This window comes from Streptomyces djakartensis, assembly GCF_014651075.1.
GTDB lineage: Bacteria > Actinomycetota > Actinomycetes > Streptomycetales > Streptomycetaceae > Streptomyces > Streptomyces djakartensis.
Map to the genome: position 1 here is coordinate 169,546 of NZ_BMWE01000007.1, position 22,157 is coordinate 191,702.

The window sequence follows — 22,157 nt, forward strand, 5'->3', positions numbered from 1 at the left end:
GCGGGAAAGGTGATGGGGCGGGGCGTCACTGGGCGATGGCCCAGGCGAAGTCGGCGCCGCCCTTCAGGGAGACGTCGCGGGCCGAGAGGAACGTGGAGCCGTTGGTGGTCAGGCCGGAGGCGGTGCCGCGCAGGACGGTGACCGCGCCGTGGCCGTTCTCGTAGCCGGCGCCGCTGACCAGCTCGGCCTTGCCGTTCTTGTCGAGGTCGACCAGGCGCACGGTCATGCCGAAGGCGTCCATCGTCTCGCTCGTTCCGGGCACGCCCGCGGTGTCCTGCGTGTACGACTTGGAGCCCTTGCCGCTCAGCCCGGAGGCCGAGCCGAACAGGATGGTGACGGACCCGGCGTCCTCCACCGTGCCGACGTCCTCCGCCCAGGCGCCGACCGCGATGTCGGCGTAGCCGTCGCCGTTGACGTCGCCGGCGCCGATCGCCGAGCCGAACAGGTCGCCGTGTTCGCCGGCGCCGGGGACGCCCGCGGTGTCCTGGTGGATCACGGTCGGTGTCTGGGCCGGGTCGGGGCCGGTGGGGCCGCCGTACCAGACGGTGATCTGGCCGCCCTTGTGGCCGCCGGGCTTCTCGGCGCGCGGGTCCTGGTAGTCGCCGAGGACGAGGTCGCCGTAGCCGTCGCCGTTGACGTCGGCGATGGTGCCCTCCTCGCCGTCGGCGTCCGGCAGGTAGGTGCGGGCGTACTTGGTGCCGGTCCAGCCGTGGTAGCTGATCTCGCCGCCCTCGTCGCCGGTGACGAGGAAGGGGTAGACGCGCTCGGCGTCGCCGTCCCCGTTGAGATCGCCCGCGAACACCTCGTACGTCGATCCGAACGCGCTGAGGCTGGTGTGGCCGGCGGGGCCTGTGGTGCGGCTGAAGGGGCCTCTGTAGAGGCGGGTGTGGCTCTGGCCGGTGACCGTTACGTCCGTCGCGCCGTCCCCGTCGAAGTCGCCGGTCGCGACGCCGGAGGAGAAGCCGCCCCACTCGGACAGGTCGGACGGCTGGGGCAGGCCCTTGCCGCCGGACAGGCCGGACGTGCCGCCCCAGATGACGGTGGCCGTGCCGACGCCGTCCCGGTCGCCGATGTCCTCGTACTGGGCGCCCACGACCAGATCGGAGTAGCCGTCGCGGTCCAGGTCGCCGGCGGCGAGGCTGTAGCCGAAGCGGTCGCCCTCCTCGGCGGTGCCCGGAACACCGCTGGAGTTCTGTGTGATCACGGTCTTCCTGGCCGCCGAGACGCCGGACGACGAGCCGTACAGCACGACGACGGCCCCGGCGCTCTGCACCGACCCGACGTCGGCACTCATCGCGCCGATCGCGACGTCCCGGTATCCGTCGCCGTTGAAGTCGCCGCTCAGGCCGGAGGGCGCGGCGGTGGCCGGGGTGGCGGCGGTGAGGAGGCCGGTGGTGAGGGTGGCGGCCAGGAGGAGGGTGCGCTTGCGCAAGGCGGGACTCCGGGTGGGGAAGGGGCCGGACCGGCGGGGGCCGGGTCCGAAGGGATGTGTCCGGGCTGTGGGGTCCGGCCCGCCTCGACGGGAGGGGCCGGACCGGCGGGGGACCGGACCCGAGGGCACGGGATGTGGCGCACCTACGGGAACCGGCCCCGCGGGGAGGCGGGGTGGCTCGCTAGGCGAGATCCGCCCCCGGGACAACTCGGGTGCGTCAGCCGGCGAGGTTCGCGCCGACGGGACGCGGCGGCTGCGTCAGTCGCCGAAGTCCGGGTAGCTTGCCGCTCACGGACGCGCCGGGGGCGGAGAACGCCATGTCGCCGATGCCGTCGCCGTTGAAGTCGGCCTTCGGGGTGTGCGCCGAGTCCGCGGCCGTCGCCGTGCCGGCCGTGGCCGTGAGCAGTGTGCCCGCCAGCGCGGCGGCGGTCGCCAGGGCGAGCCGCAGGCCGGGCCGCCCGAAGGGGCGAGCGCTTGCGTGCGGGCGCCCGGAGCGGCGCTCGTGCTGATGCATGCGGGGTCTCCTGCAGCATGCGGGGATGCCTGGCAGACATCCACAGTCGATGGAGGGCCGAACCGTCGCTTCTCCGCCAGGAGTTGCCCGGACGTTCACGGTGCCGGCGATCAGGAGACCGGTGTGGGGGCGTAAGGGTTGTACGTGAGTTCGGTTAATTGTTGTCAGGGGCCAGGGGTGGGCCTTCCGTAGGTATGGACCTCGTACGAGCCCGGGCTCATGGCCCGGGCTCGTACGAAGAGGCACTCACACGTTCAGCAGCTTCTTCGAAGCACCACGATGCCGGCCGCCGGGCAGAGCCGTCTTCGCCGTCAGGCCCCGGGACTGCCACGCGTTGTCGCGGAGCTTCAACAGGGCCCAGTACCGGGTGGGACACAGCAGCACGATGTTCATGAACACGGCCGTCGGCGTGCCGACGAGCCATGAGCGCCACCGCTGACGTGCCGTCATGTCCGGTCGCATGAGGACGTACAGTCCTGACTGGCCGTACCGGACCACGAGGTACACGGCGAGGTACACGAATGCCACACCGGGGTTGTGGTAGCGGCCGCCCACGGTCAGGAGCGTCATGACGACGATCCAGGCCAGCATCACCGGGGTGATGACGAGCTGGAGCAAGCCGAAGGTCGGCGAGATGAGCTGCTTCAGGGACAGCCGCGAGTACACGAACGGCAGCATCCACCACCACGACCTGGCCCAGCGCAGACGCTGCCGGTAGGTCTTCTTCAGCGTCGTCGGCATGTCGGTGACGACGCCGGCCTCGTTGACGGCCACGACCTCACCGCGCATGAGGGCCCGCAGCGCCAGCCAGCGGTCATCGCCCGTGCCGCACTCGACCTCGTAGGCGTCCAGGTGGTCGTAGAGCAGCTCGGCGCGGTAGAGGGCCAGGGCACCGGAGGTGGTCTCCAGAGCTCCGAGCATGGACCGCGAGGAACGCATCATCACGCACGAGGTGCCGATGTCGATGTCGGCGGCCCGGGAGACCCAGGTCTCCTCGAAGTTGCGGATGTAGATCATGCCGGTGGTGGCCTGGATCTTCGGGTTGCTCATGGCCCGAAGCTGCTGCTCGAGCGCGTCCGGGAAAGGCTCGCCGTCCGAGTCGATGGTGAGCACGTAGTCGAAGTGCTTGCCCTGCTCTTGGAGGTGCCGGAGCACGGTGACCTGGGCCCCTCGCTTGCCCTTGTTCTCCTGCCGGTGCCAGAAGACCCGGGGGTCGTCGAAGGGCACGACGGGGTGCTGCTTCGAGCCGTCGTCGATCACGTGGATCTCGTCGACCGGGTGAGTCTGGGCCAGCAGGGACCGCACGGTGCGGTGCAGGTTCTCGGTGGGTTCCTCGTAGGCCGGGATGATCGCCACGGTCCGGCCCGGGGCCACCGGGAGGTGGGTGAAGGACCGGCCTTTCAGGAACGAGAACAGGCAGAGGACGATCACCGTCATGCCCAGCCACCAGTAGAACGTGAGGATCGGGCTCTTCGACTGGAGGTGCACCACCACGGTGGCGACGGCCAGAGCCGCCACCACCACGGTTGTCACTACGGTGAATCTCACCCGTGACGCGCGGGCGTGCGCGGTGCTCAAGCGGTCACCCGCTTGGAGCGGGTCGCCAGGCGGAAGACCGCCACCCCGCCGATCACGAGAAGCATCGCGGCCAGCACGATCCAACCGAGAGCCGTCCCGCCCGTGGCGGCCAGGGCGGCCCCGCCCGTGGCGGTACCGATCGCGGCGCCCACGCCGTTCTGTCCGTACATGTTGTTCCCTCTTTTCCTCTGTGGCTCTCTCTAGAGCCGTTCGATGTGGGGGGCGGCGGTCATGACGCCACGGGTGTCGAGTACGTACGCGGCCTCCGCGGCGAGCCGGTCGAGGTCGAACTCACTGTGCGGGGTGAGGAGGACGACGGCGTCGAAGTCCGCGACGCGCTCCGTGGTGCTGCCGGCGGCAAAGGGGATGTCACGGCAACTTCCGGCGGCCACCGGAAGGTAGGGATCCACCACGGTGACGTCGGCGCCCATCGCCCGTAGGCGGTCGGTGACTTCGGCGGCCGGCGACTGGCGCGCGTCCGACGTGCCCGGCTTGTACGCCGCACCGAGGGCGAGGATCCGCGCCCCGTGCACACTCCGCCGGAAGCGCCGGCTCAAGGTGTCCTGCAACCGGCGCACCACATAGTCCGGCTGGCTCTCGTTGATGTCCTGGGCCAGCTCGATGAGCCGGAAGGTCTGTCCGTGCCGGGCCTTGACGTGGTGGCTGAGGTAGACGGGGTCGATGGGCAGGCAGTGCCCGCCGACGCCGGGCCCGGGCTGGAACTTGGTGAACCCGAAGGGCTTGGTCGCGGCCAGCTCCAGTGTGTGCCACACGTCCACGCCCAGGGTGTGGGCCATGCGGGACAGTTCGTTGACCAGCGCGATGTTGACGTGCCGGTAGGTGTTCTCGAACACCTTGGCCAGCTCGGCCTCTTCGAGCCCCGAGGCCGGCACGGTGACTTCGGTGACGGTGTCGTAGAAGTCCTTCACGCGCCGCAGGCAGCTCTCGGTCAGCCCGGCGACGATCTTCGGCGTGTTCTCCAGCCGCCAGTCCGCGTTGCCCGGGTCGATGCGCTCAGGGCTGAAGCCGACGTGGAAGTCGCGGCCCGCTGTGAGGCCCGAACCCTCCTCCAGCAGGGGGATCAGCACATCCCGCGTGGTGCCGGGGTATGTGGTCGATTCCAGTACGACGGTGGCGCCCGGCTCGAGCCACTCCGCGAGGGCGCGCCCGGCCGCCCGTACGCAACTCAGGTCCGGGGCCCGGTCGGTCAGCGGCGTCGGCACGGTGATGACCGCGACGTCGAAGCCCTTGAGGTCCTGCGGGTCCGAACTCGCGGTGTAGGCGCCCGAAGCGAGCGCAGACTGAAGCCGGCCGGAGTCGATGTCCTCGACGTAGGACACTCCGGAGGCCAGTGCCTCGCAACGCGTCCGGTCGGGTTCGTAACCGGTCACGGTGTGACCGGCCTCGGCGGCCCTCATGGCCAGGGGCAGTCCGACATAGCCCTGCCCGAGCACACATATGTGCATGGTGGTTCCTCACCCCTGAAATACGGCCGTCTGTTCCTGAAGCAGGCGGCCGTGGCGTGACACTGCGTGAGAAGCGGTGTGTGAACGGCGACGACACCGCATCACCGGCCTGTCCGGGCCCCCTGCCCGCACGTGCGCGAAGCGCAACCGATGATCTTCACAAACCCCCCTTATTTGTGGACCTTCATGGTTCAACAAGTATTCGCCGAACGGAACCGTCTTTACTGTTTCGATACTTGTAAAGTGTCGCGGAGGCGACCTTTGTTGAGGTGGGGCGCCAGCTCAACCGGCCGTTCCCGCTGTGGCAGTGACCTGCCGCGATGGTGTCCGAATGCCGAGATCGCGCGGGGTGATCTTCACAATTGCGAGGCGGGAAGCTGTTCGGATGGCGCGTTCGATTGATGCACTCGCGAATTCCATGCGCTTTCCGTGCGCCGCTGAATGCGCCCCCTGCGCTACCCCTTCAAGCCCCCCGGTTACCTACGGTTAGTGCAGGTCGCGGCGGTCTCGCACTGAGGCGCTTGAGTCTCCAGCGGCTGAAAGGTCCAGGATCTCGCCCATGGACGACGAACGCTCCGACACGCTCACCATCGGTCAGCTCGCGCGCCGCACCGGTCTGCCGGTGCGTACCTTGCGCTTCTGGTCGGACGAGGGGGCCGTGCCGCCTGTGGCCCGCTCCGCGAGCGGCTACCGGCTGTACGACGCCGAGTCCGTGGCTCGCGTCGAACTGGTCCGTACCCTGCGGGAGCTGGGCCTCGGACTCGGCGACGTGTGCCGTGTTCTGAGCGGGCGCACCACGGTCGCCGAGGTCGCCGACGCGCATGTGGCCGCGCTCGACGCGCGGATCCGATCGCTCAAGGTGAGCCGGGCCGTCCTGTCCACCGTGGCGAAACGGGGTTCGACCGCTGAGGAGACAGCACTGATGAACCGGTTGGCGCGGCTTTCCGCCGCCGAACGCAAGCAGATCATCGACGAGTTCAAGGAGGACGTGTTCGGCGGTCTCGACGTCGACCCGCGTCTGCGCGACCGCCTACGCGCCTTCAGCGTCGAACTGCCCGACGATCCCACCCCCGAGCAGGTCGACGCCTGGATCGAACTGGCCGAACTGGTGCGGGACCGCGGCTTTCGCACTCGGTTGCGCACGTGGATGGAGCTCAACACGCCGGCAGCGGGGCAGGACAGTCCCCCCGGGGCGTCCATCTGGTGGGCCAGGCAGGTTGTGCGGACCGTCGCGGACGTCAGAGAACGCGGGATGTCTCCCGTGGGGCCGGCAGCCCGCGAGGTGCTGGCCGAGTTGTTCGGCGACGCCGATCGGGCCGCCGTACTGCGCAGCCTGGAAGCCGGTATCGAGGCGGAGGCGGAGCGCTACCGCAGGCTCGTCGCCCGTGTGCGCGGGCAGGCCTCGTCGCCCGACGCGACCGAGGAACTGGAGTGGCTGGCGCGGGCCCTGCGCGCCGCGGAGCCGGTCTGACTGCCGTGGCCCCGGGTCCGGCGCGCCTGCGTGATCTCGTGGCGACAGGCGGGCTGCGGTTTCCGCACCGGACGGAGTGATGTGAGACGGCCGGATCACACCGGGATGTGGTGCTTCCCCGGGTGCCTCATGGCCAGCAAGGCTATGGACGGCCTTCGAAATCCGTACATGCTCCATTCTGGACGGTGCTGAGCGGCTGATTGTCCGCAACGGAGCACCCGGGAATTCGGCCGGCTCGCTTCTGGGAAGCTGCGATCATGACAACCCCGTCAACTCCGCCCCGTCCGAGACCGGAGGGCGACGGCCTTCCCTACCACCGCATGGGCCACTGCACGGGCCGTCACCGCTGGTGGCGACCCCTGGTCGGCACCGTGCTGATGCTGGGCGCCTGGCTGGTGCTCGTACTCCTGCTGTTCCTGTGCTGGTACGCCATCGGGGCGGTCGCCGGAGCCGATGAACTGCCGGACGGGGGGCCGGACTTGGGTCCGCTCCCCAACACGGTGCTGGACCTGGTGTTCATCGCGGTGGCCCTCCCCCTCGTGCTGCTGGCCGTGTTGTGGCCGGGCCGGCGGCCCATCGGCACGCTGACGTCGGTCAGCGGGCGGCTGCGCTGGCGCTGGCTGGGCTGGTGTCTGCTCGCCGCCCTGCTCTCCACGTCACTGCTGACGGCGGCCGCTTTCCTCCTGCCCGGCGACGACACCGGCCCGGGGAAGTCCGACGAGTGGGTGGGCTGGGGTTCGTTCCTCACGTCCGTCGTCGTGCTGACCGCCTTCGTCCCGTTGCAGGCCGCGGCCGAGGAGTACGTCTTCCGGGGCTGGCTGACACAGGCCGTGGGCGCCTTCGTCCGCTCACCCTGGTTCGCCCTGCTCCCGCAGGCGCCCCTGTTCGCCGCCGCCCACGGCTGGGGCACGAGCTGGGGCTTCGCCAGCCTGCTGTTCTTCGGCCTGGTGGCCGGTTGGCTGACCATCCGGACCGGCGGCCTGGAGGCGGCCATCGCCCTCCACGTCCTGAACAACCTGCTGGCCTTCGGAGCCGCGGCCGCGTTCGTCGACGGCCTCTCCTCCGACGAGACGGCGGCCGACTCCCCGTGGCAACTCGCCCTCGCGGACATGGCGTCGGTCCTGCTCTACGCGGCGATCGTCATATGGCTCACCCGCCGCCACCACCCACAACACGTCTCGCCGCCACCGCCACCGCCGCCACCGACATCGCCACTGCCACCGCCACTGGCTCCGCCCGTCCCGTGGCCCACGCCGTATCCGCAACCACAGGGCGCGACACCACCGCACGACACCCCACGGCCACCCGCCTCCTGACCCGGGCGCCACGTACCCACAGGCTCGGGTCCTCCGGAATGATCGCCGACCAGCGTCGGGGAAGCGCAGGGCATCCGCGGATCTGAGTACCTGTGCTCATGCGCGGTGTCCGCCAGAGCACCATGCTGACCGCGTGCGTTTGACGGAGCGACACCTGAAGACGGGACGGCAAGGGGCATGAGACAGGCGAAGGGTCCGTCGACCGGCCGGGAGATCGGGGTCAGCGTGGTCCTGCTCGTCCTCGACCTGATGGTCATCGCCTGGATGGTGTACGGCTATGGGATGGCGGGATGGGCCGACAGCTACGAAAGCGACAGCGCCAACGCGACGAGGGCGTCGGAGGTGGCGTCGCAGGCGTCGTGGATTCTGGGCGGCGGCGCGGTGCTCACCGGCGGTGGCCTCCTCGCCCTGGGATGGCGTATCCCCGGTGTCGTGCAGCTGGTTGTCCTGGGAGTCGGAGCGGTTCAGTTCTCCTCTGTTGCTGCCGGCGGACAGCACGCGCCGTGAAAGGACATCAGCGGTGACCGTCCGGCACCGGCCGCGATGGAGGCAACTTTCCTCGATATAGAGGAGTGTGAGGCCGTCTGTGGAGACGAACTCATATGGGGCGTAACCAGGTATGCAGTCCGCCATGAGCCGGTCCTTGATCCGGTTCCAGGTCGCGAGCCGGTCGGTTGCGGGCACGTGGCGGAATTCTCCTCCGCCGGCTTCTCCGATGATCAGCGCATCCGCTGGGGTCGCCAGACGCTGGGTGAGCCGCCGGTGGAGCGGGCCTCGGACCTTCCGCCAGAGTTGGCCCTCGTCGTCGACGAACTCCTCACGGCCGGCGGGCGACCGCACCTGCCCAGCACCACTCACGTCGAGATCAACGAGCACCCACGGCCAGCGGCGCGGCAGATCTCAAATGCGCTCTCAGGCACCTGCCGCACACCGCTCACGGTCTCTGAAAATGCGAGGCCCAAGTCCCGAGCATAATATGGAAGATGTTCCGCTCACTGAGAGCGCAATACTGGCTCTGTTATCGCATCGACCTCTGCAGCATCTCGGTTTGCTTCCTTCGGAAAGAGATCTCACTCTGAAACAGAGGGGAAAGCGATGAAGTCTACTGCTTCGCAGACTGTGGACGGCGGCCCGACCTTTACGGTCCTGCCCCCCTTGGAGCCTGACGCGGGGGAAGAAGAAATCATCGATTACACCCGGTTCAGCTTCAGGGGCCGTCAATTCTTCCAGGTGACCTGTCTCTGCGGTCCCACGGTCAACTCCGGAAGCAGGGTGTTTGTTTCGATCTGCGAAATGTTGAACGGAAGGCCGTTTCAGGGCGCGGCCAGCATGGAGGTGTTCAACGTAACTCCCCACGACAATGGAGACCTGATCGTGAGGGGAAGAATCTGGTGGGATTCGGACCTCAATGTTCAGCTCCGAGTTCTTTCGGTGAACTGACCCTCGATCCTGCGTGAGGTCCGCCGACTCGCGAACCTCATCACACGCCGACGCCCCCTGCCCGATGACTCGGAACAGGGGGCGTCGGAACAGTCGGAGCAATCCGAACTACCCGCGGGAACCGCCTACTTCACCGGCTCCGGCTCCGGCGCGTTCGCGGAGTCGGCCGTGCCGGCCGGCGGTTCGCCGCCGCCGTCGTCCTCGTCGTCCTCGCCGTCCGCGGGGACTGGGGTCTTCACCGAGTCCAGCAGCAGCTGGGCCACGTCGACGACCGTGATGGACTCCTTCGCCTTGCCGTCGTTCTTCTTGCCGTTGACCGAGTCGGTCAGCATGACGAGGCAGAACGGGCAGGCGGTGGAGACGATGTCCGGGTTCACGGAGAGGGCCTCGTCGACCCGCTCGTTGTTGATGCGCTTGCCGATGCGCTCTTCCATCCACATCCGGGCACCACCGGCGCCGCAGCAGAAGCCGCGCTCCTTGTGGCGGTGCATCTCCTCGTTGCGGACGCCCGGGACGCTGGCGATGATCTCGCGCGGGGGCGTGTAGATCTTGTTGTGGCGGCCCAGGTAGCACGGGTCGTGGTAGGTGATGATGCCCTCGACCGGGGTCACGGGGATCAGCTTGCCCTCGTCCACCAGGTGCTGCAGCAGCTGCGTGTGGTGGATGACCTCGTAGTCGCCGCCGAGCTGCGGGTACTCGTTGCCGAGGGTGTTGAGGCAGTGCGGGCAGGTGGCGACGATCTTCTTCGCCGACTTGGGCTTCGCCGACTCGGGGACGACCTTGCCCTCGTCGTCCATCTCCTCGCCGAACGCCATGTTCAGAGCCATGACGTTCTCCATGCCGAGCTCCTGGAACAGGGGCTCGTTGCCCAGGCGGCGGGCGGAGTCACCGGTGCACTTCTCGTCGCCGCCCATGATCGCGAACTTGACGCCCGCGATGTGGAGGAGTTCCGCGAAGGCCTTGGTGGTCTTCTTCGCGCGGTCCTCCAGGGCGCCGGCGCAGCCGACCCAGTACAGGTACTCGACCTCGGAGAGGTCCTCGATGTCCTTGCCGACGACCGGGACCTCGAAGTCGACCTCCTTGAGCCATTCCAGGCGCTGCTTCTTCGCCAGGCCCCAGGGGTTGCCCTTCTTCTCCAGGTTCTTGAGCATCGTGCCCGCCTCCGAGGGGAAGCTGGACTCGATCATCACCTGGTAGCGGCGCATGTCGACGATGTGGTCGACGTGCTCGATGTCGACGGGGCACTGCTCGACGCAGGCGCCGCAGGTGGTGCAGGACCACAGGACGTCCGGGTCGATGACGCCGTTCTCCTCGGCCGTGCCGACCAGCGGGCGCTCGGCCTCCGCGAGGGCGGACGCGGGGACGTCCTTCAGCTGCTCCTCGGACGCCTTCTCCTCGCCCTCCATCGTCTTGCCGCCCCCGGCCAGCAGGTACGGCGCCTTGGCGTGCGCGTGGTCCCGCAGGGACATGATCAGCAGCTTGGGGGAGAGGGGCTTGCCCGTGTTCCACGCCGGGCACTGCGACTGGCAGCGGCCGCACTCGGTGCAGGTGGAGAAGTCCAGCAGGCCCTTCCAGGAGAACTGCTCGACCTGGGAGACGCCGAAGACGTCGTCGTCGCCCGGGTCGGTGAAGTCGATCGGCTTGCCGCCGGACGTCATGGGCTGCAGCGCGCCCAGCGCGGTCCCGCCCGTCGCCTCGCGCTTGAACCAGATGTTCGGGAACGCCAGGAAGCGGTGCCAGGCCACGCCCATGTTGGTGTTGAGCGACACCACGATCATCCAGACGAACGAGGTGCCGATCTTGATCATGGCGGTCAGGTAGACCAGGTTCTGCAGCGCGGTGACCGACAGCCCCTTGAAGGCGAGCACCAGCGGGTACGACGCGAAGTACGACGCCTCGTAGTGGTCGACGTGGTGGAGCGCGCCTTCCAGGCCCCGCAGGACGTAGATCGCCAGGCCGATGGTGAGGATGACGTACTCGACGAAGTAGGCCTGGCCGGCCTTGGAGCCCGCGAAGCGGGACTTGCGGCCGGGCCGGTTCGGCAGGTTCGACAGGCGGATCGCGATGAGCACCGCGATGCCCAGGACCGTCATCACGCCGATGAACTCGATGTACATCTCGAACGGCAGGAAGGTGCCGATGACCGGCAGCACCCAGTCGGCCTGGAACAGCTGGCCGAAGGCCTGGGCGAGGGTCGGCGGCAGCGTCAGGAAGCCGATCGCGACGAACCAGTGGGCGACGCCGACGACGCCCCACCGGTTCATGCGCGTGTGGCCGAGGAACTCCTTCACCAGGGTCACGCTGCGCTGGTAGGGGTTGTCGGTCCGGGTACCGGCGGGCACGGGCTGGCCCAGCTTGAAGTACCGGACGAACTGGCCGATCGCGCGTGCGAGCAGCGCGACGCCGACCACGGTCAGTACCAGCGACACGATGATCGCGGCGAGTTGCATGGGGGCTCCTCGGGCCTGCGAGGGTTTCGTCGGGGCGACCTGTCGCTCTCGCAGGTTCCCCGAGATTACTAAGCGGTAACTTATGCAGTCCGTCTGAGACTACCCCTATCTTCCGTCGCACTGTAGCCGGGAGGGGGGTGATCTGAATCGCTGAGGGTTGCCTCAGGCGGGCCGGAAAGACAGTCTCGATCCGGTCGTGTTATTCGTACCGAATTGTCATAGTCACGAATAACTTATATCCGTGCTCTACGGGATCGCCGCCGCCGCAACCGCCCTCATCCTCACCGCCCTGCTCACGGCTCTCCTGCGGACCCCCGCCCGCCGGCTGCGTCTGCTCGACCGGCGGCGGCAGCGGGAGGTTCCGTTGTCGGGGGGTGTGGCCGTCGTGCTCGTCACGGGGCTGGTCGTCGGGGCGGGGGGCTGGGCCGGGGTCGCGCCGCCGGTGGCGGACGGCGCCCGGGAGTTGCTGGTCGCGGGGGGCGTGGTCGCCGTGCTGGGACTCTGCGCCGACGTGTGGCGGCTGCGGCGGCGCGTGCAGGCCGTCGGTACGGCGGTGGCGGCCGCGTGTGTCGTGCCGTACGGCGAGACGGGGGTGGGGCCCGGTCTGCTCGCCGTCGGCTGGGTCGTGTGGGTGACCTTCGGGTTCCGTGGGCTCGATCACGCCGACGGGCTCGCGGGGGGCGTGGGGATGGTCACCGCCTTCGGCGTGGGGGCCTGTGCGGCCATTGAGGTGATGGACGGGATCGCCGTGCTGATGAGCGTGCTGGCCGCCGCGCTGACCGGCTTCCTCATGCACAACTGGCATCCCGCGCGGGCCGGGCTCGGTGCCTGCGGCTCGATGCCCGCCGGGTTCGTGCTGGCCGCGGGGGCCGTGTACGCGCGGGCCGGGCAGGGGCTCGGGGAGAGTGCGGGCGTGTTGTTCGCGCTGACCGCGGTGGTGGGCGCCGACACCGTACTGGTCCTGGTGGCGCGGCGGTTGGCGGGACGGCCCGTCCTGCGCGGCGGGCCGGACCATCTCGCGCACCGGCTGCGGCGGCTCGGGCTGACCGTGCCCGGGGCGACCCTGCTGCTGGGGGCCGTGGCGTTGGCCGGCGTGCTCGCCGGGGTACTCGCGCACGCCGGCCGGGTCGGGGCCGACGTCCTGTGGTGGGTGGCGGGCGGGGCGCTCTTCGTCGTCCTCACGTTGTTCCGGGTCCGCGTGTACGGTCCCCGAAATCCCCGGCAATGTGTATCGTCGCAGGTCAACGGGTCGTTGCGTGTAAGGAGCGGATAAGAGTTGAGTCCGGTCGACTCAGCTCTGTTGACCGCTCGGGAGCCGTCGTGCACACTTGAGTCCGTTCCACTCAAGTCAGCTGGAGGAATCAACCATGGCACGTGCGGTCGGCATCGACCTGGGCACGACTAACTCCGTCGTCAGCGTTCTGGAGGGCGGCGAGCCCACCGTCATCACCAACGCCGAGGGCGCCAGGACCACGCCGTCCGTCGTCGCCTTCGCCAAGAACGGTGAGGTGCTCGTCGGAGAGGTGGCCAAGCGCCAGGCGGTCACGAACGTGGACCGGACCATCCGCTCCGTGAAGCGTCACATGGGCACCGACTGGAAGATCGAGCTCGACGGGAAGCCCTTCAACCCGCAGCAGATCAGCGCCTTCGTGCTCCAGAAGCTGAAGCGGGACGCCGAGGCCTACCTGGGCGAGAAGGTGACCGACGCGGTCATCACCGTCCCGGCGTACTTCAACGACTCCGAGCGCCAGGCCACGAAGGAGGCCGGCGAGATCGCCGGTCTGAACGTGCTGCGCATCGTCAACGAGCCGACCGCCGCCGCCCTGGCGTACGGCCTCGACAAGGACGACCAGACCATCCTGGTCTTCGACCTCGGTGGCGGTACGTTCGACGTCTCGCTGCTGGAGATCGGCGACGGTGTCGTCGAGGTGAAGGCCACCAACGGTGACAACCACCTCGGTGGTGACGACTGGGACCAGCGCGTCGTCGACTACCTGGTCCAGCAGTTCCAGTCCGGCCACGGCGTGGACCTGGGCAAGGACAAGATGGCCCTGCAGCGTCTGCGCGAGGCCGCCGAGAAGGCGAAGATCGAGCTCTCCTCGTCCACCGAGACGTCGATCAACCTGCCCTACATCACCGCCTCCGCCGAGGGCCCCCTGCACCTCGACGAGAAGCTCACCCGCGCCCAGTTCCAGCAGCTGACCGCGGACCTCCTGGAGCGCTGCAAGACGCCGTTCCACAACGTCATCAAGGACGCCGGCATCTCCATCAGCGAGATCGACCACGTCGTCCTGGTCGGCGGCTCCACCCGTATGCCCGCCGTCGCCGAGCTCGTCAAGGAGCTGACCGGCGGCAAGGACGCCAACAAGGGCGTCAACCCGGACGAGGTCGTCGCCATCGGCGCCGCCCTGCAGGCCGGTGTCCTCAAGGGCGAGGTCAAGGACGTCCTGCTCCTCGACGTCACCCCGCTGTCCCTCGGCATCGAGACCAAGGGCGGCATCATGACCAAGCTCATCGAGCGCAACACCACGATCCCGACCAAGCGGTCCGAGATCTTCACCACGGCCGAGGACAACCAGCCGTCCGTGCAGATCCAGGTCTACCAGGGCGAGCGCGAGATCGCGGCGTACAACAAGAAGCTCGGGATGTTCGAGCTGACCGGTCTGCCCCCGGCGCCCCGCGGCGTCCCGCAGATCGAGGTGTCCTTCGACATCGACGCCAACGGCATCATGCACGTGACCGCCAAGGACCTGGGCACGGGCAAGGAGCAGAAGATGACCGTCACCGGCGGCTCCTCGCTGCCGAAGGACGAGGTCGACCGCATGCGCCAGGAGGCCGAGCAGTACGCGGAGGAGGACCACAAGCGCCGCGAGGCCGCCGAGACCCGCAACCAGGGCGAGCAGCTCGTCTACCAGACCGAGAAGTTCCTCAAGGACAACGAGGACAAGGTCCCGGGCGAGATCAAGACCGAGGTCGAGGAAGCCGTGGGTGAGCTGAAGGAGAAGCTCAAGGGCGAGGACACGGCCGAGATCCGCACCGCCACGGAGAAGGTCGCGGCCGTCTCCCAGAAGCTCGGCCAGGCCATGTACGCCGACGCGAACGCAGCGCAGGCGGACGGCGGCGCCGCCGGAGCCGGCGCGGGTGCCGGTGACGCCAAGGCCGACGACGACGTCGTCGACGCCGAGATCGTCGACGAGGACCGGAAGGACGGTGCCGCGTGACGGAGGAGACCCCGGGCTTCGACGAGCAGCAGCCCGACGTCCCTTCCGGCGCCACCTCCGATGACGCCGAGCCGAAGGCCGCCTCCCCCTCCGCGGAGGAGGGGGCGGCCCCGGCCGGGGACACGGGCCAGGACGCGGCTCTGGTGGCCCAGCTGGACCAGGCCCGCACGGCGCTCAGCGAGCGCACGGCGGACCTCCAGCGCCTCCAGGCCGAGTTCCAGAACTACCGCCGCCGGGTCGAGCGCGACCGGATCGCGGTCAAGGAGATCGCCATCGCGAATCTCCTGACCGAGCTCCTGCCCGTGCTCGACGACATCGGCCGCGCGCGGGAACACGGCGAGCTGGTCGGCGGCTTCAAGTCCGTCGCCGAGTCGCTGGAGAGCACCGCGGCGAAGATGGGCCTGCAGCAGTTCGGCAAGGAGGGCGAGTCCTTCGACCCGACGATCCACGAAGCCCTGATGCACAGTTACGCGCCGGACGTCACCGAGACGACGTGCGTGGCGATTCTGCAGCCCGGGTACCGGATCGGCGAGCGCACCATCCGCCCCGCGCGGGTGGCCGTGGCCGAACCCCAGCCGGGGGCACAGACGGTCAAGGCGGAGGAGTCCGCCGACGCCGACGACAAGGAGAGCGGTGGCCCGGACGAGGGCTGACGTCACAGCGGACGAAGGGAAGGAGGGGCGTCGGGGATGAGCACCAAGGACTTCATCGAGAAGGACTACTACAAGGTCCTCGGCGTCCCCAAGGACGCCACCGAGGCCGAGATCAAGAAGGCGTACCGGAAGCTCGCCCGCGAGTACCACCCGGACGCCAACAAGGGAAACGTCAAGGCGGAGGAGCGCTTCAAGGAGATCTCCGAGGCCAACGACATCCTCGGCGACCCCAAGAAGCGCAAGGAGTACGACGAGGCGCGCGCCCTCTTCGGCAACGGCGGCTTCCGCCCCGGGCCGGGCGGCGCGGGCGGCTCCTTCAACTTCGACCTGGGCGACCTCTTCGGAGGAGCCCAGGGCGGCCAGGGAGCCGGCGGATTCGGCGGCGGACTCGGTGACGTCTTCGGGGGCCTGTTCAACCGCGGCGGCGCGGGCGCGGGGACGCGCACCCAGCCGCGGCGCGGCCAGGACATCGAATCCGAGGTCACGCTCAGCTTCACGGAGGCGATCGAGGGCGCGACCGTCCCGCTGCGGATGTCCTCGCAGTCGCCCTGCAAGGCCTGTTCCGGCACCGGCGACAAGAACGGCACACCGCGCGTGTGCCCGACCTGCGTCGGCACCGGGCAGGTCGCCCGGGGCAGCGGCGGTGGCTTCTCCCTCACCGACCCCTGCCCGGACTGCAAGGGCCGCGGCCTGATCGCGGAGAACGCCTGCGAGGTGTGCAAGGGCAGCGGCCGGGCCAAGTCCTCGCGGACCATGCAGGTGCGCATCCCCGCGGGCGTCAGCGACGGCCAGCGGATCCGGCTGCGCGGCAAGGGAGCGCCGGGCGAGCGCGGCGGACCGGCGGGCGACCTGTACGTCGTCGTGCACGTCGACTCGCACCCGGTGTTCGGCCGCAAGGACGACAACCTCACCGTCACCGTCCCGGTGACCTTCGCCGAGGCGGCCCTCGGCGGGGAGGTGCGGGTGCCGACGCTGGGCGGCCCGCCCGTCACGCTGAAGCTCCCGCCGGGCACGCCCAACGGCCGCACCATGCGCGCCCGGGGCAAGGGCGCGGTCCGCAAGGACGGTACCCGCGGGGACCTTCTGGTCACGGTCGAGGTGAGTGTTCCGAAGGACCTGACGGGGAAGGCTCGTGACGCGCTCGAGGCGTATCGCGAGGCGATGGCGGGTGAGGATCCGCGGGCGGATCTGTTCCAGGCCGCGAAGGGAGCATGAGTCAGATGGACGGTCGTCGACGCAACCCGTATGAACTGACCGAGGAAACCCCGGTCTACGTCATCTCGGTGGCGGCCCAGCTGTCCGGCCTGCACCCCCAGACCCTGCGCCAGTACGACCGTCTGGGCCTGGTGTCCCCCGACCGCACCGCGGGCCGGGGCCGCCGCTACTCGGCCCGTGACATCCAGCTGCTGCGCACCGTCCAGCAGTTGTCCCAGGACGAGGGCATCAACCTGGCGGGCATCAAGCGCATCATCGAACTGGAGAACCAGGTCGCCGCGCTCCAGGCCCGGGTGGCCGAGCTGGAGGACGCGCTCGACGGCGCGGCGGCGGCCATGCGCCAGCGCGAGGCGGCGGTGCACGCGTCGTACCGCCGGGACCTGGTGCCCTACCAGGAGGTGCAGCAGACCAGCGCGCTGGTGGTGTGGCGGCCGAAGCGGCAGCAGCAGTCGGACTGACGCGGGCGCCGTCACGAAGGCCGCGCGGCATACGAAAAGGGACCGGGAGGCAACTCCCGGTCCCTTTCGTATGCCTTGACCCGGTTTCGCAGGCCCTTCTGTCGATGACTGACCGGTGCAGAGCGCTTGGAGGCGATTCCGCATTGCCTTCACAACTACTTCGGAGCGTAGTGTTGCCATCTCGTTAAGTGCTTCCGCTTGACGCTGAGGGCCCGCTCCGCGTTGGCTTTTCTGTCACATGGGCCGCAAAGCTGTGCCCACGTCCGAATCACACGCGAAGTGAGCTCCCATGCGTCGTCGTATCGCCATATCCGTGGCCGCCGCCACTGTGTCCGTCACGCTCGCCGCCTGCGGCGTGCTCAACGCGGCCGGGAGCAGTGACGACGCGAGCCCGACCAAGGGCAGCGACATCACGGTGGGTCTGCTGCTCCCGGAGAGGGCGAACACCCGGTACGAGAACTTCGACTACCCGATCATCAAGCGGAAGGTCGAGTCCCTCACCAACAACAAGGGCCGCGTCGAGTACGCCAACGCCGACGCGAGCGCCGAGGCGCAGGCCGGCCAGATGCAGAAGATGATCGACGACCGGGTCGACGTGATCCTGCTGGACGCGGTCGACGCGCGGGCCATCGCCAGCGGCGTGAAGAAGGCCAAGGAGGCCGGCATCCCGGTCATCGCCTACGACCGGCTGGCCGAGGGCCCGATCGACGCCTACATCTCCTTCGACAACGAACTGGTCGGCGAGGTCCAGGGGCGCACGCTGCTGGAGGCGGTCGGTGAGGACGCGAGCCTCTCCGACAAGATCGTCATGATGAACGGCTCGCCGACGGACCCGAACGCCAAGCAGTTCAAGGCCGGTGCGATGTCCGAGCTGAACGGCAAGGTGACGATCGCCCAGTCCTTCGACACCACGGACTGGAAGCCGGAGAACGCCGAGGCCAACATGGCCGAGGCGATCGCGAAGATCGGCAAGGGCAACATCGCCGCGGTCTACTCCGCCAACGACGGCATGGCCGGCGGCATCGTCAAGGCGCTGAAGGCCGCCGGCGTGACCAAGCTGCCGCCCATCACCGGCCAGGACGCGGAACTGCCCGCGGTGCAGCGGATCATCTCCGGCGAGCAGTACATGAGCGTCTACAAGTCGTACCCGCAGGAGGCGGAGAACGCCGCGGAGATGGCCGTGGCCAAGGTCCAGGGCCGCGACATCCAGTTCGCCGCCCTGGCCCGCGACAAGGTCGACAGCCCGACCGACAAGGGCATTCCCGCGCAGCTCGTGCCGGTGGTCGCCCTGACGAAGGAGAACATCAAGGACACGGTGGTCGCGGACGACATCTACAAGCTGTCGGACATCTGCACGGCCGAGTACAAGGCCGACTGCGAGGCGCTCAACCTCAACTAGGCAGGCCGGTCCGCGTTCGGACGCTCCCGGGCGCCCGTCCCGGGCGCCCGTCCCGGGCGTCCGGCCAGGGTGAGCGTGCGGAGCAGCCACTCGGCGGGCCCGTGCCGGAGGCGACGGATCCAGGCCGTGCTGAGGGCGAGCTGGAGCGCGTAGAGGGCGCCGGCGAGCAACAGCACGGCAGCGGCTCCCCATCGGCCGTAGCGGGACAGGCCGTACGCCGTGGCCACGAACATCATGATCAGGGACTGGCCCAGGTAGTTCGTGAGCGCCAGACGGCCCGCCGGGACGAACAGCCGCTGGACGCGGTCCGTCCACGGCGAGTTCAGCAGGAGCAGCAGCAGGCAGGCGTACGCGGCCGACAGGGCGGGCGCGGTCGACATGCCCACGCCGATTCCCAGCAACTGCCACCGGTCGTCCAACGGCCCCTGGGCGGCCGAGGCGAAGAACACGGCACCCGGGACCCCGACGGCCAGTCCGAGGGCCGTGGTCCGCAGCAGCCGGGCGCGGTCCGTCCCGCCCGGGGCGAGCAGGCGCCGCTTTCCCGCGGCCAGGCCGAGGAGGAACGCGGCGAGCACGCCCGGAGCCATGAGCACGATGGCGAAAAACGCGAGGGGCAGCCGGTCCAGGTTCTCCCGCACGACCGTGCCGGCGCTGCCGCGGTAGGCGGCCACGACCCGTGCGATCTCCTGCCGGGGGACGGGCTCCTCGTCGTCCACCGCCGTCGCCAGCGCCCCCATCGCGGTGAGGAAGACGGCGAAGACCCCGTAGACCCAGGTGGCCGCCTTCACGGCGGTGGCCGGTCGGATCCGCCGCGCGCACAGCAGCACCAGCCCGAGGACGCCGTAGGTCATCAGGATGTCGCCGCTGTACAGCACCACGGCGTGCACCAGTCCGAGCAGCACCAGCCCGAGGGACCGGCGCAGGAAGCGCGCGGTGACGCCTGTGCCGTCCCGCTCGGCGGCGACCGTCTGCAGGGTGAAGCTGTAGCCGAACAGGAAGGAGAACAAGAGGTAGAACTTGAAGGTCGCCAGCGCCGACACCAGCCACGCGGCGACCTGGTCCCAGGGGGCCGCGCCGGGGTCCCGGAACCCTTCCGACTCGTAAGGGCTCATGATCTGTGCGCTGTTGACCATCAGAATGCCCAACAGGGCGAATCCCCGCAGCGCGTCGACGGCGGGCAGGCGCCTGAGGCCCGCCGGTCCCGGTAAGCCGTCCGCGGGTGTCCGTACGGGTGTCGTGTCCACTCCCCCATGGTGTGGCAACCGGCCACCGGGAGCGAGCGGATGGGGGGACCGACCGGCCCGAAACGGCACTCGGGCGTGGGGGAGCCGTGTTGCGGAGCAGGTCCCGGCCGCGCATAGTTGCGCTGCGGAAGGCGGCGAGACCGGGGGTGGGACGGGCGATGGCCGGGCGCTGGGCGGAGGGGCATCCACACGGTGCTGACCGGCTGTGCGAGGCCGGGGACCGCGTGTACTCCCGGGCCGTACGGCGGGGCCGGGTGCCGCGCCGGGACGCCGAGCCGGTGCCCTGTCTGCTGGAACTCGCCCTGCTGCACCCGGACCCCGACGACATGGACTGGCTGGTGCCGACCTCCCCTCAGGAGGTCATGACCCGGCTGCTGCGCGGGATGTACGACGAGGTCAGCGCGAGTCAGCGGCGGGTGGGCTCGGCCGTGGCGGCCGTCGAGTGGTACGCCGGGCTCGGCCGCCAGGTGCGGTCGACCCCGTCGGCGGGCGAGGGCTCGGCGATCCGCGTCCTGGACGGACTCGCCCGGATCCAGGCGGCGATGGACGAGGCGACGCAGGCCTGCACGACCGAGGTGCTCACCGTGCAGCCCGGCGGCATCCGCCGCGAGGCGGAACTCTCCGAGGGCCTGCACCGGGCGCTGGCGCTGCGCGGCCGGGGCGTGCGGATGCGGGACCTGTACACGCACGTCGCCCGGCACGGGCAGGGGTTGCTGAACTACCTGGAGCTGATGGGCGACGCGGTGGAGACCCGCACCCTGGACGAAGTCATCGACCGGCTGATCCTTTTCGACAGGACGGTGGCGTTCATCCCCGCCAACACCGACCGCACGATGGCGCTGGAGCTGCGGCACCCCGCGATCGTCGAGTACCTGGTCACGGTCTTCGAGCGGCTGTGGCGCCTCGCCATCCCCCTGACCGCGCCGCTGCCCGACACCGGCATCGAGGGCATCTCCCACCGAGAGCAGTCGATCGCCGCCCTGCTGGCGGAGGGCCACCAGGACGCGGTGATCGCGGAGCGGCTGGGGATCAGCGTGCGGACCTGCCGGGCGCACATCGCCCGCCTGTCGGAGACGCTGGGGGCGGCCAGCCGCACGCAGTTGGGGGTGCGGATCGCCCAGGCGGGGCTGGACGGAGCGTCACGGGCGGCGTCCCCGACCCTCGGCTCTCCTGCTCGCGAGCCCCGCACTGCCCGATGAGGCGACCGGGTCGCTCACCGTGCGGCGCGCTCACTGGGGCGCGCCCTCCCGCTCCAGGATTCCCGACTGCGCTATGAGGTAGCCGAGTTGTGCCCGGCTGCCGCTGCCCAGCAGCGAGGCCAGTTTGGCGATGTGGGCTCGGCACGTGCGCACGTTCATTCCGAGGCGGCGGGCGATGGCCTCGTCCACATGACCTTCCACCAGGAGTTTCGCGATGGAGTACTGGATGTCCGTGATGCCGTCCGCCACCGGCTCGTAGGGGGCGCCGGCACTCAGCGGCACGGAACGGCTCCACATGAACTCGAAGACCTTGACCAGGTACCGGACGAGCCCGGGATGACGGAGCTCCAGGGCGACCTGCTGGTCGTCGCGGGCGGGAATGAACGCCACCGTCTCGTCGCAGACGATGAGGCGTTCCACCACCTCGTCGATGGTGCGGTACTCCGCCTTGCCGTTGGCGAGTTGGGCCACGTACGCCAGCTTTTGAGGGCTGTACCGCGCCGTGTGCTGGTAGAGCGTCCGTATCCGGACTCCCCGTTCGATCAGGGCTCTGTCCCTCTCGAGTCCCTGGGTGAGGCTGCGCTCGGAGAAGCGGTCGTCGCTGGGCTGGATGGTGAGCATCTCGACCTGGCTCTGTGCCGTGGCCAGGTTGAGGGCCGCATTGATTCGGTCACCGCCCTCGAGCACGGTGATCGAGTGGTCGATCGCCGTTGCCGGGATGCCCAGGTTCATGAACGGCTCGAAGGCGTCGGCGATCCTGATGGACAACTCGCGGCGCTCCGCGATGTCGCGCTCGATGGGATGCAGCCGCTCGGTCAGCGCGACCGTCGGCGGCACCGGACGCAGCAACTCCTCGTCGTCCGGGTCCGGGTGGAGGAGGGCGAACTCCAGGAGGCACGGGGCGGTGGTCACGTCCGTTCGGGCGATCCGCCCCGCACGCAGGGCATCCGCATAAAGTCGGCTGCCCTCCTCGCACAGCTCGGTGACCGCATGGGGATGCGTCGCCTTAGTCGGATTTGCCACGAAATCTCCACCCCCCAGGGTCCTGAACATGCAGGAACATGATGCACCGATTGTGTGGCCATGAAGTGTTCGAATGAG

General features: G+C 69.4%; 18 protein-coding genes and 1 pseudogene. 11 read left to right on the forward strand and 8 right to left on the reverse strand.

The window, feature by feature from the left end:
• Nucleotides 1–25 precede the first annotated feature (25 nt).
• From IE212_RS14130 to IE212_RS14150, 5 genes and pseudogenes are all read right to left on the reverse strand, one after another.
• Complete coding sequence (locus IE212_RS14130) at nt 26–1,432, reverse strand: FG-GAP-like repeat-containing protein (protein ID WP_190198154.1); 1,407 nt, start codon at nt 1,430–1,432, stop codon at nt 26–28.
• A 283-nt stretch (nt 1,433–1,715) separates the two neighbouring features.
• Nucleotides 1,716–1,946, reverse strand: a pseudogene (locus tag IE212_RS14135) (hypothetical protein); the annotation flags it as partial.
• Between the two features lie 246 nt (nt 1,947–2,192).
• The gene (locus tag IE212_RS14140; protein ID WP_229864297.1) at nt 2,193–3,479 is read right to left on the reverse strand and encodes a glycosyltransferase family 2 protein; all 1,287 of its coding nucleotides are present in this window, start codon (nt 3,477–3,479) and stop codon (nt 2,193–2,195) included.
• Between the two features lie 41 nt (nt 3,480–3,520).
• Entirely contained in the window at nt 3,521–3,694 is a 174-nt protein-coding gene (locus tag IE212_RS14145; protein ID WP_190198156.1) for a hypothetical protein, read from the reverse strand.
• Nucleotides 3,695–3,724: 30 nt separating this feature from the next.
• Nucleotides 3,725–4,990, reverse strand: coding sequence for a nucleotide sugar dehydrogenase (locus IE212_RS14150; protein ID WP_190198157.1), 1,266 nt, complete (start codon nt 4,988–4,990; stop codon nt 3,725–3,727).
• Between the two features lie 559 nt (nt 4,991–5,549).
• Here IE212_RS14150 and IE212_RS14155 point away from each other — a divergent pair.
• The 4 genes from IE212_RS14155 (at nt 5,550) to IE212_RS14170 (ending at nt 9,217) form a co-directional block, all read left to right on the forward strand.
• Nucleotides 5,550–6,461 (forward strand): helix-turn-helix domain-containing protein, encoded by a 912-nt coding sequence (locus IE212_RS14155; protein WP_190198158.1) that lies wholly within the window; start codon nt 5,550–5,552, stop codon nt 6,459–6,461.
• Between the two features lie 257 nt (nt 6,462–6,718).
• Entirely contained in the window at nt 6,719–7,777 is a 1,059-nt protein-coding gene (locus tag IE212_RS14160; protein WP_229864299.1) for a CPBP family intramembrane glutamic endopeptidase, read from the forward strand.
• Nucleotides 7,778–7,954: 177 nt separating this feature from the next.
• On the forward strand, nt 7,955–8,284 hold the full coding sequence (locus IE212_RS14165) for a DUF6234 family protein (RefSeq protein WP_190198159.1): 330 nt from the start codon (nt 7,955–7,957) through the stop codon (nt 8,282–8,284).
• A 588-nt stretch (nt 8,285–8,872) separates the two neighbouring features.
• Nucleotides 8,873–9,217, forward strand: coding sequence for a hypothetical protein (locus IE212_RS14170; RefSeq protein ID WP_190198160.1), 345 nt, complete (start codon nt 8,873–8,875; stop codon nt 9,215–9,217).
• Between the two features lie 125 nt (nt 9,218–9,342).
• Here IE212_RS14170 and IE212_RS14175 read toward each other — a convergent pair whose 3' ends face one another.
• A complete protein-coding gene (locus IE212_RS14175; RefSeq protein WP_190198161.1) occupies nt 9,343–11,667 on the reverse strand; it encodes a (Fe-S)-binding protein in 2,325 nt (774 codons plus the stop codon).
• 241 nt (nt 11,668–11,908) lie between these two features.
• Between IE212_RS14175 and IE212_RS14180 the strand changes: the two genes are divergently transcribed.
• The 6 genes from IE212_RS14180 (at nt 11,909) to IE212_RS14205 (ending at nt 18,613) form a co-directional block, all read left to right on the forward strand.
• Nucleotides 11,909–12,940: an MraY family glycosyltransferase gene (locus tag IE212_RS14180; protein ID WP_190198162.1), complete on the forward strand. Its 1,032-nt coding sequence runs from the start codon at nt 11,909–11,911 to the stop codon at nt 12,938–12,940.
• Nucleotides 12,941–13,034: 94 nt separating this feature from the next.
• Complete coding sequence (gene dnaK, locus IE212_RS14185) at nt 13,035–14,888, forward strand: molecular chaperone DnaK (protein WP_190198163.1); 1,854 nt, start codon at nt 13,035–13,037, stop codon at nt 14,886–14,888.
• Nucleotides 14,885–15,541 carry a nucleotide exchange factor GrpE gene (gene grpE, locus IE212_RS14190; RefSeq protein WP_190198164.1) on the forward strand — a complete coding sequence of 219 codons (657 nt, stop codon included), beginning with the start codon at nt 14,885–14,887 and terminating at the stop codon, nt 15,539–15,541. The genes dnaK and grpE overlap by 4 nt, the downstream gene beginning before the upstream one ends.
• A 36-nt stretch (nt 15,542–15,577) precedes the next feature.
• Nucleotides 15,578–16,756: a molecular chaperone DnaJ gene (gene dnaJ / locus IE212_RS14195; RefSeq protein WP_190198165.1), complete on the forward strand. Its 1,179-nt coding sequence runs from the start codon at nt 15,578–15,580 to the stop codon at nt 16,754–16,756.
• Between the two features lie 5 nt (nt 16,757–16,761).
• The gene (locus IE212_RS14200) at nt 16,762–17,214 is read left to right on the forward strand and encodes a heat shock protein transcriptional repressor HspR (RefSeq protein WP_086844021.1); all 453 of its coding nucleotides are present in this window, start codon (nt 16,762–16,764) and stop codon (nt 17,212–17,214) included.
• A gap of 289 nt (nt 17,215–17,503) precedes the next feature.
• Nucleotides 17,504–18,613: a sugar ABC transporter substrate-binding protein gene (locus IE212_RS14205; protein WP_190198166.1), complete on the forward strand. Its 1,110-nt coding sequence runs from the start codon at nt 17,504–17,506 to the stop codon at nt 18,611–18,613.
• On the opposite strand, the gene IE212_RS14210 is transcribed toward IE212_RS14205, so the two are convergent.
• Nucleotides 18,610–19,857, reverse strand: coding sequence for a DUF418 domain-containing protein (locus IE212_RS14210; protein WP_190198167.1), 1,248 nt, complete (start codon nt 19,855–19,857; stop codon nt 18,610–18,612). The two genes, IE212_RS14205 and IE212_RS14210, sit on opposite strands and share 4 nt — an antisense overlap.
• Nucleotides 19,858–20,015: 158 nt before the next feature.
• On the opposite strand from IE212_RS14210, the gene IE212_RS14215 reads away from it, so the two are divergent.
• Nucleotides 20,016–21,056, forward strand: a complete 1,041-nt coding sequence (locus tag IE212_RS14215; RefSeq protein ID WP_190198168.1) for a helix-turn-helix transcriptional regulator — start codon at nt 20,016–20,018, stop codon at nt 21,054–21,056.
• Between the two features lie 30 nt (nt 21,057–21,086).
• Here IE212_RS14215 and IE212_RS14220 read toward each other — a convergent pair whose 3' ends face one another.
• Nucleotides 21,087–22,109: a helix-turn-helix domain-containing protein gene (locus tag IE212_RS14220; protein WP_190198169.1), complete on the reverse strand. Its 1,023-nt coding sequence runs from the start codon at nt 22,107–22,109 to the stop codon at nt 21,087–21,089.
• Between the last annotated feature and the right edge of the window lie 48 nt (nt 22,110–22,157).

Bases quoted from the DNA above. Each gene is read 5' to 3' on its own strand.
- IE212_RS14145 (WP_190198156.1), bottom strand. From the start codon at position 3,694: ATGTACGGACAGAACGGCGTGGGCGCCGCGATCGGTACCGCCACGGGC.
- IE212_RS14150 (WP_190198157.1), bottom strand. From the start codon at position 4,990: ATGCACATATGTGTGCTCGGGCAGGGCTATGTCGGACTGCCCCTGGCC.
- IE212_RS14155 (WP_190198158.1), top strand. From the start codon at position 5,550: ATGGACGACGAACGCTCCGACACGCTCACCATCGGTCAGCTCGCGCGC.
- IE212_RS14160 (WP_229864299.1), top strand. From the start codon at position 6,719: ATGACAACCCCGTCAACTCCGCCCCGTCCGAGACCGGAGGGCGACGGC.
- IE212_RS14165 (WP_190198159.1), top strand. From the start codon at position 7,955: ATGAGACAGGCGAAGGGTCCGTCGACCGGCCGGGAGATCGGGGTCAGC.
- IE212_RS14170 (WP_190198160.1), top strand. From the start codon at position 8,873: ATGAAGTCTACTGCTTCGCAGACTGTGGACGGCGGCCCGACCTTTACG.
- IE212_RS14175 (WP_190198161.1), bottom strand. From the start codon at position 11,667: ATGCAACTCGCCGCGATCATCGTGTCGCTGGTACTGACCGTGGTCGGC.
- dnaK (WP_190198163.1), top strand. From the start codon at position 13,035: ATGGCACGTGCGGTCGGCATCGACCTGGGCACGACTAACTCCGTCGTC.
- dnaJ (WP_190198165.1), top strand. From the start codon at position 15,578: ATGAGCACCAAGGACTTCATCGAGAAGGACTACTACAAGGTCCTCGGC.
- IE212_RS14200 (WP_086844021.1), top strand. From the start codon at position 16,762: ATGGACGGTCGTCGACGCAACCCGTATGAACTGACCGAGGAAACCCCG.
- IE212_RS14205 (WP_190198166.1), top strand. From the start codon at position 17,504: ATGCGTCGTCGTATCGCCATATCCGTGGCCGCCGCCACTGTGTCCGTC.
- IE212_RS14215 (WP_190198168.1), top strand. From the start codon at position 20,016: ATGGCCGGGCGCTGGGCGGAGGGGCATCCACACGGTGCTGACCGGCTG.
- IE212_RS14220 (WP_190198169.1), bottom strand. From the start codon at position 22,109: ATGTTCAGGACCCTGGGGGGTGGAGATTTCGTGGCAAATCCGACTAAG.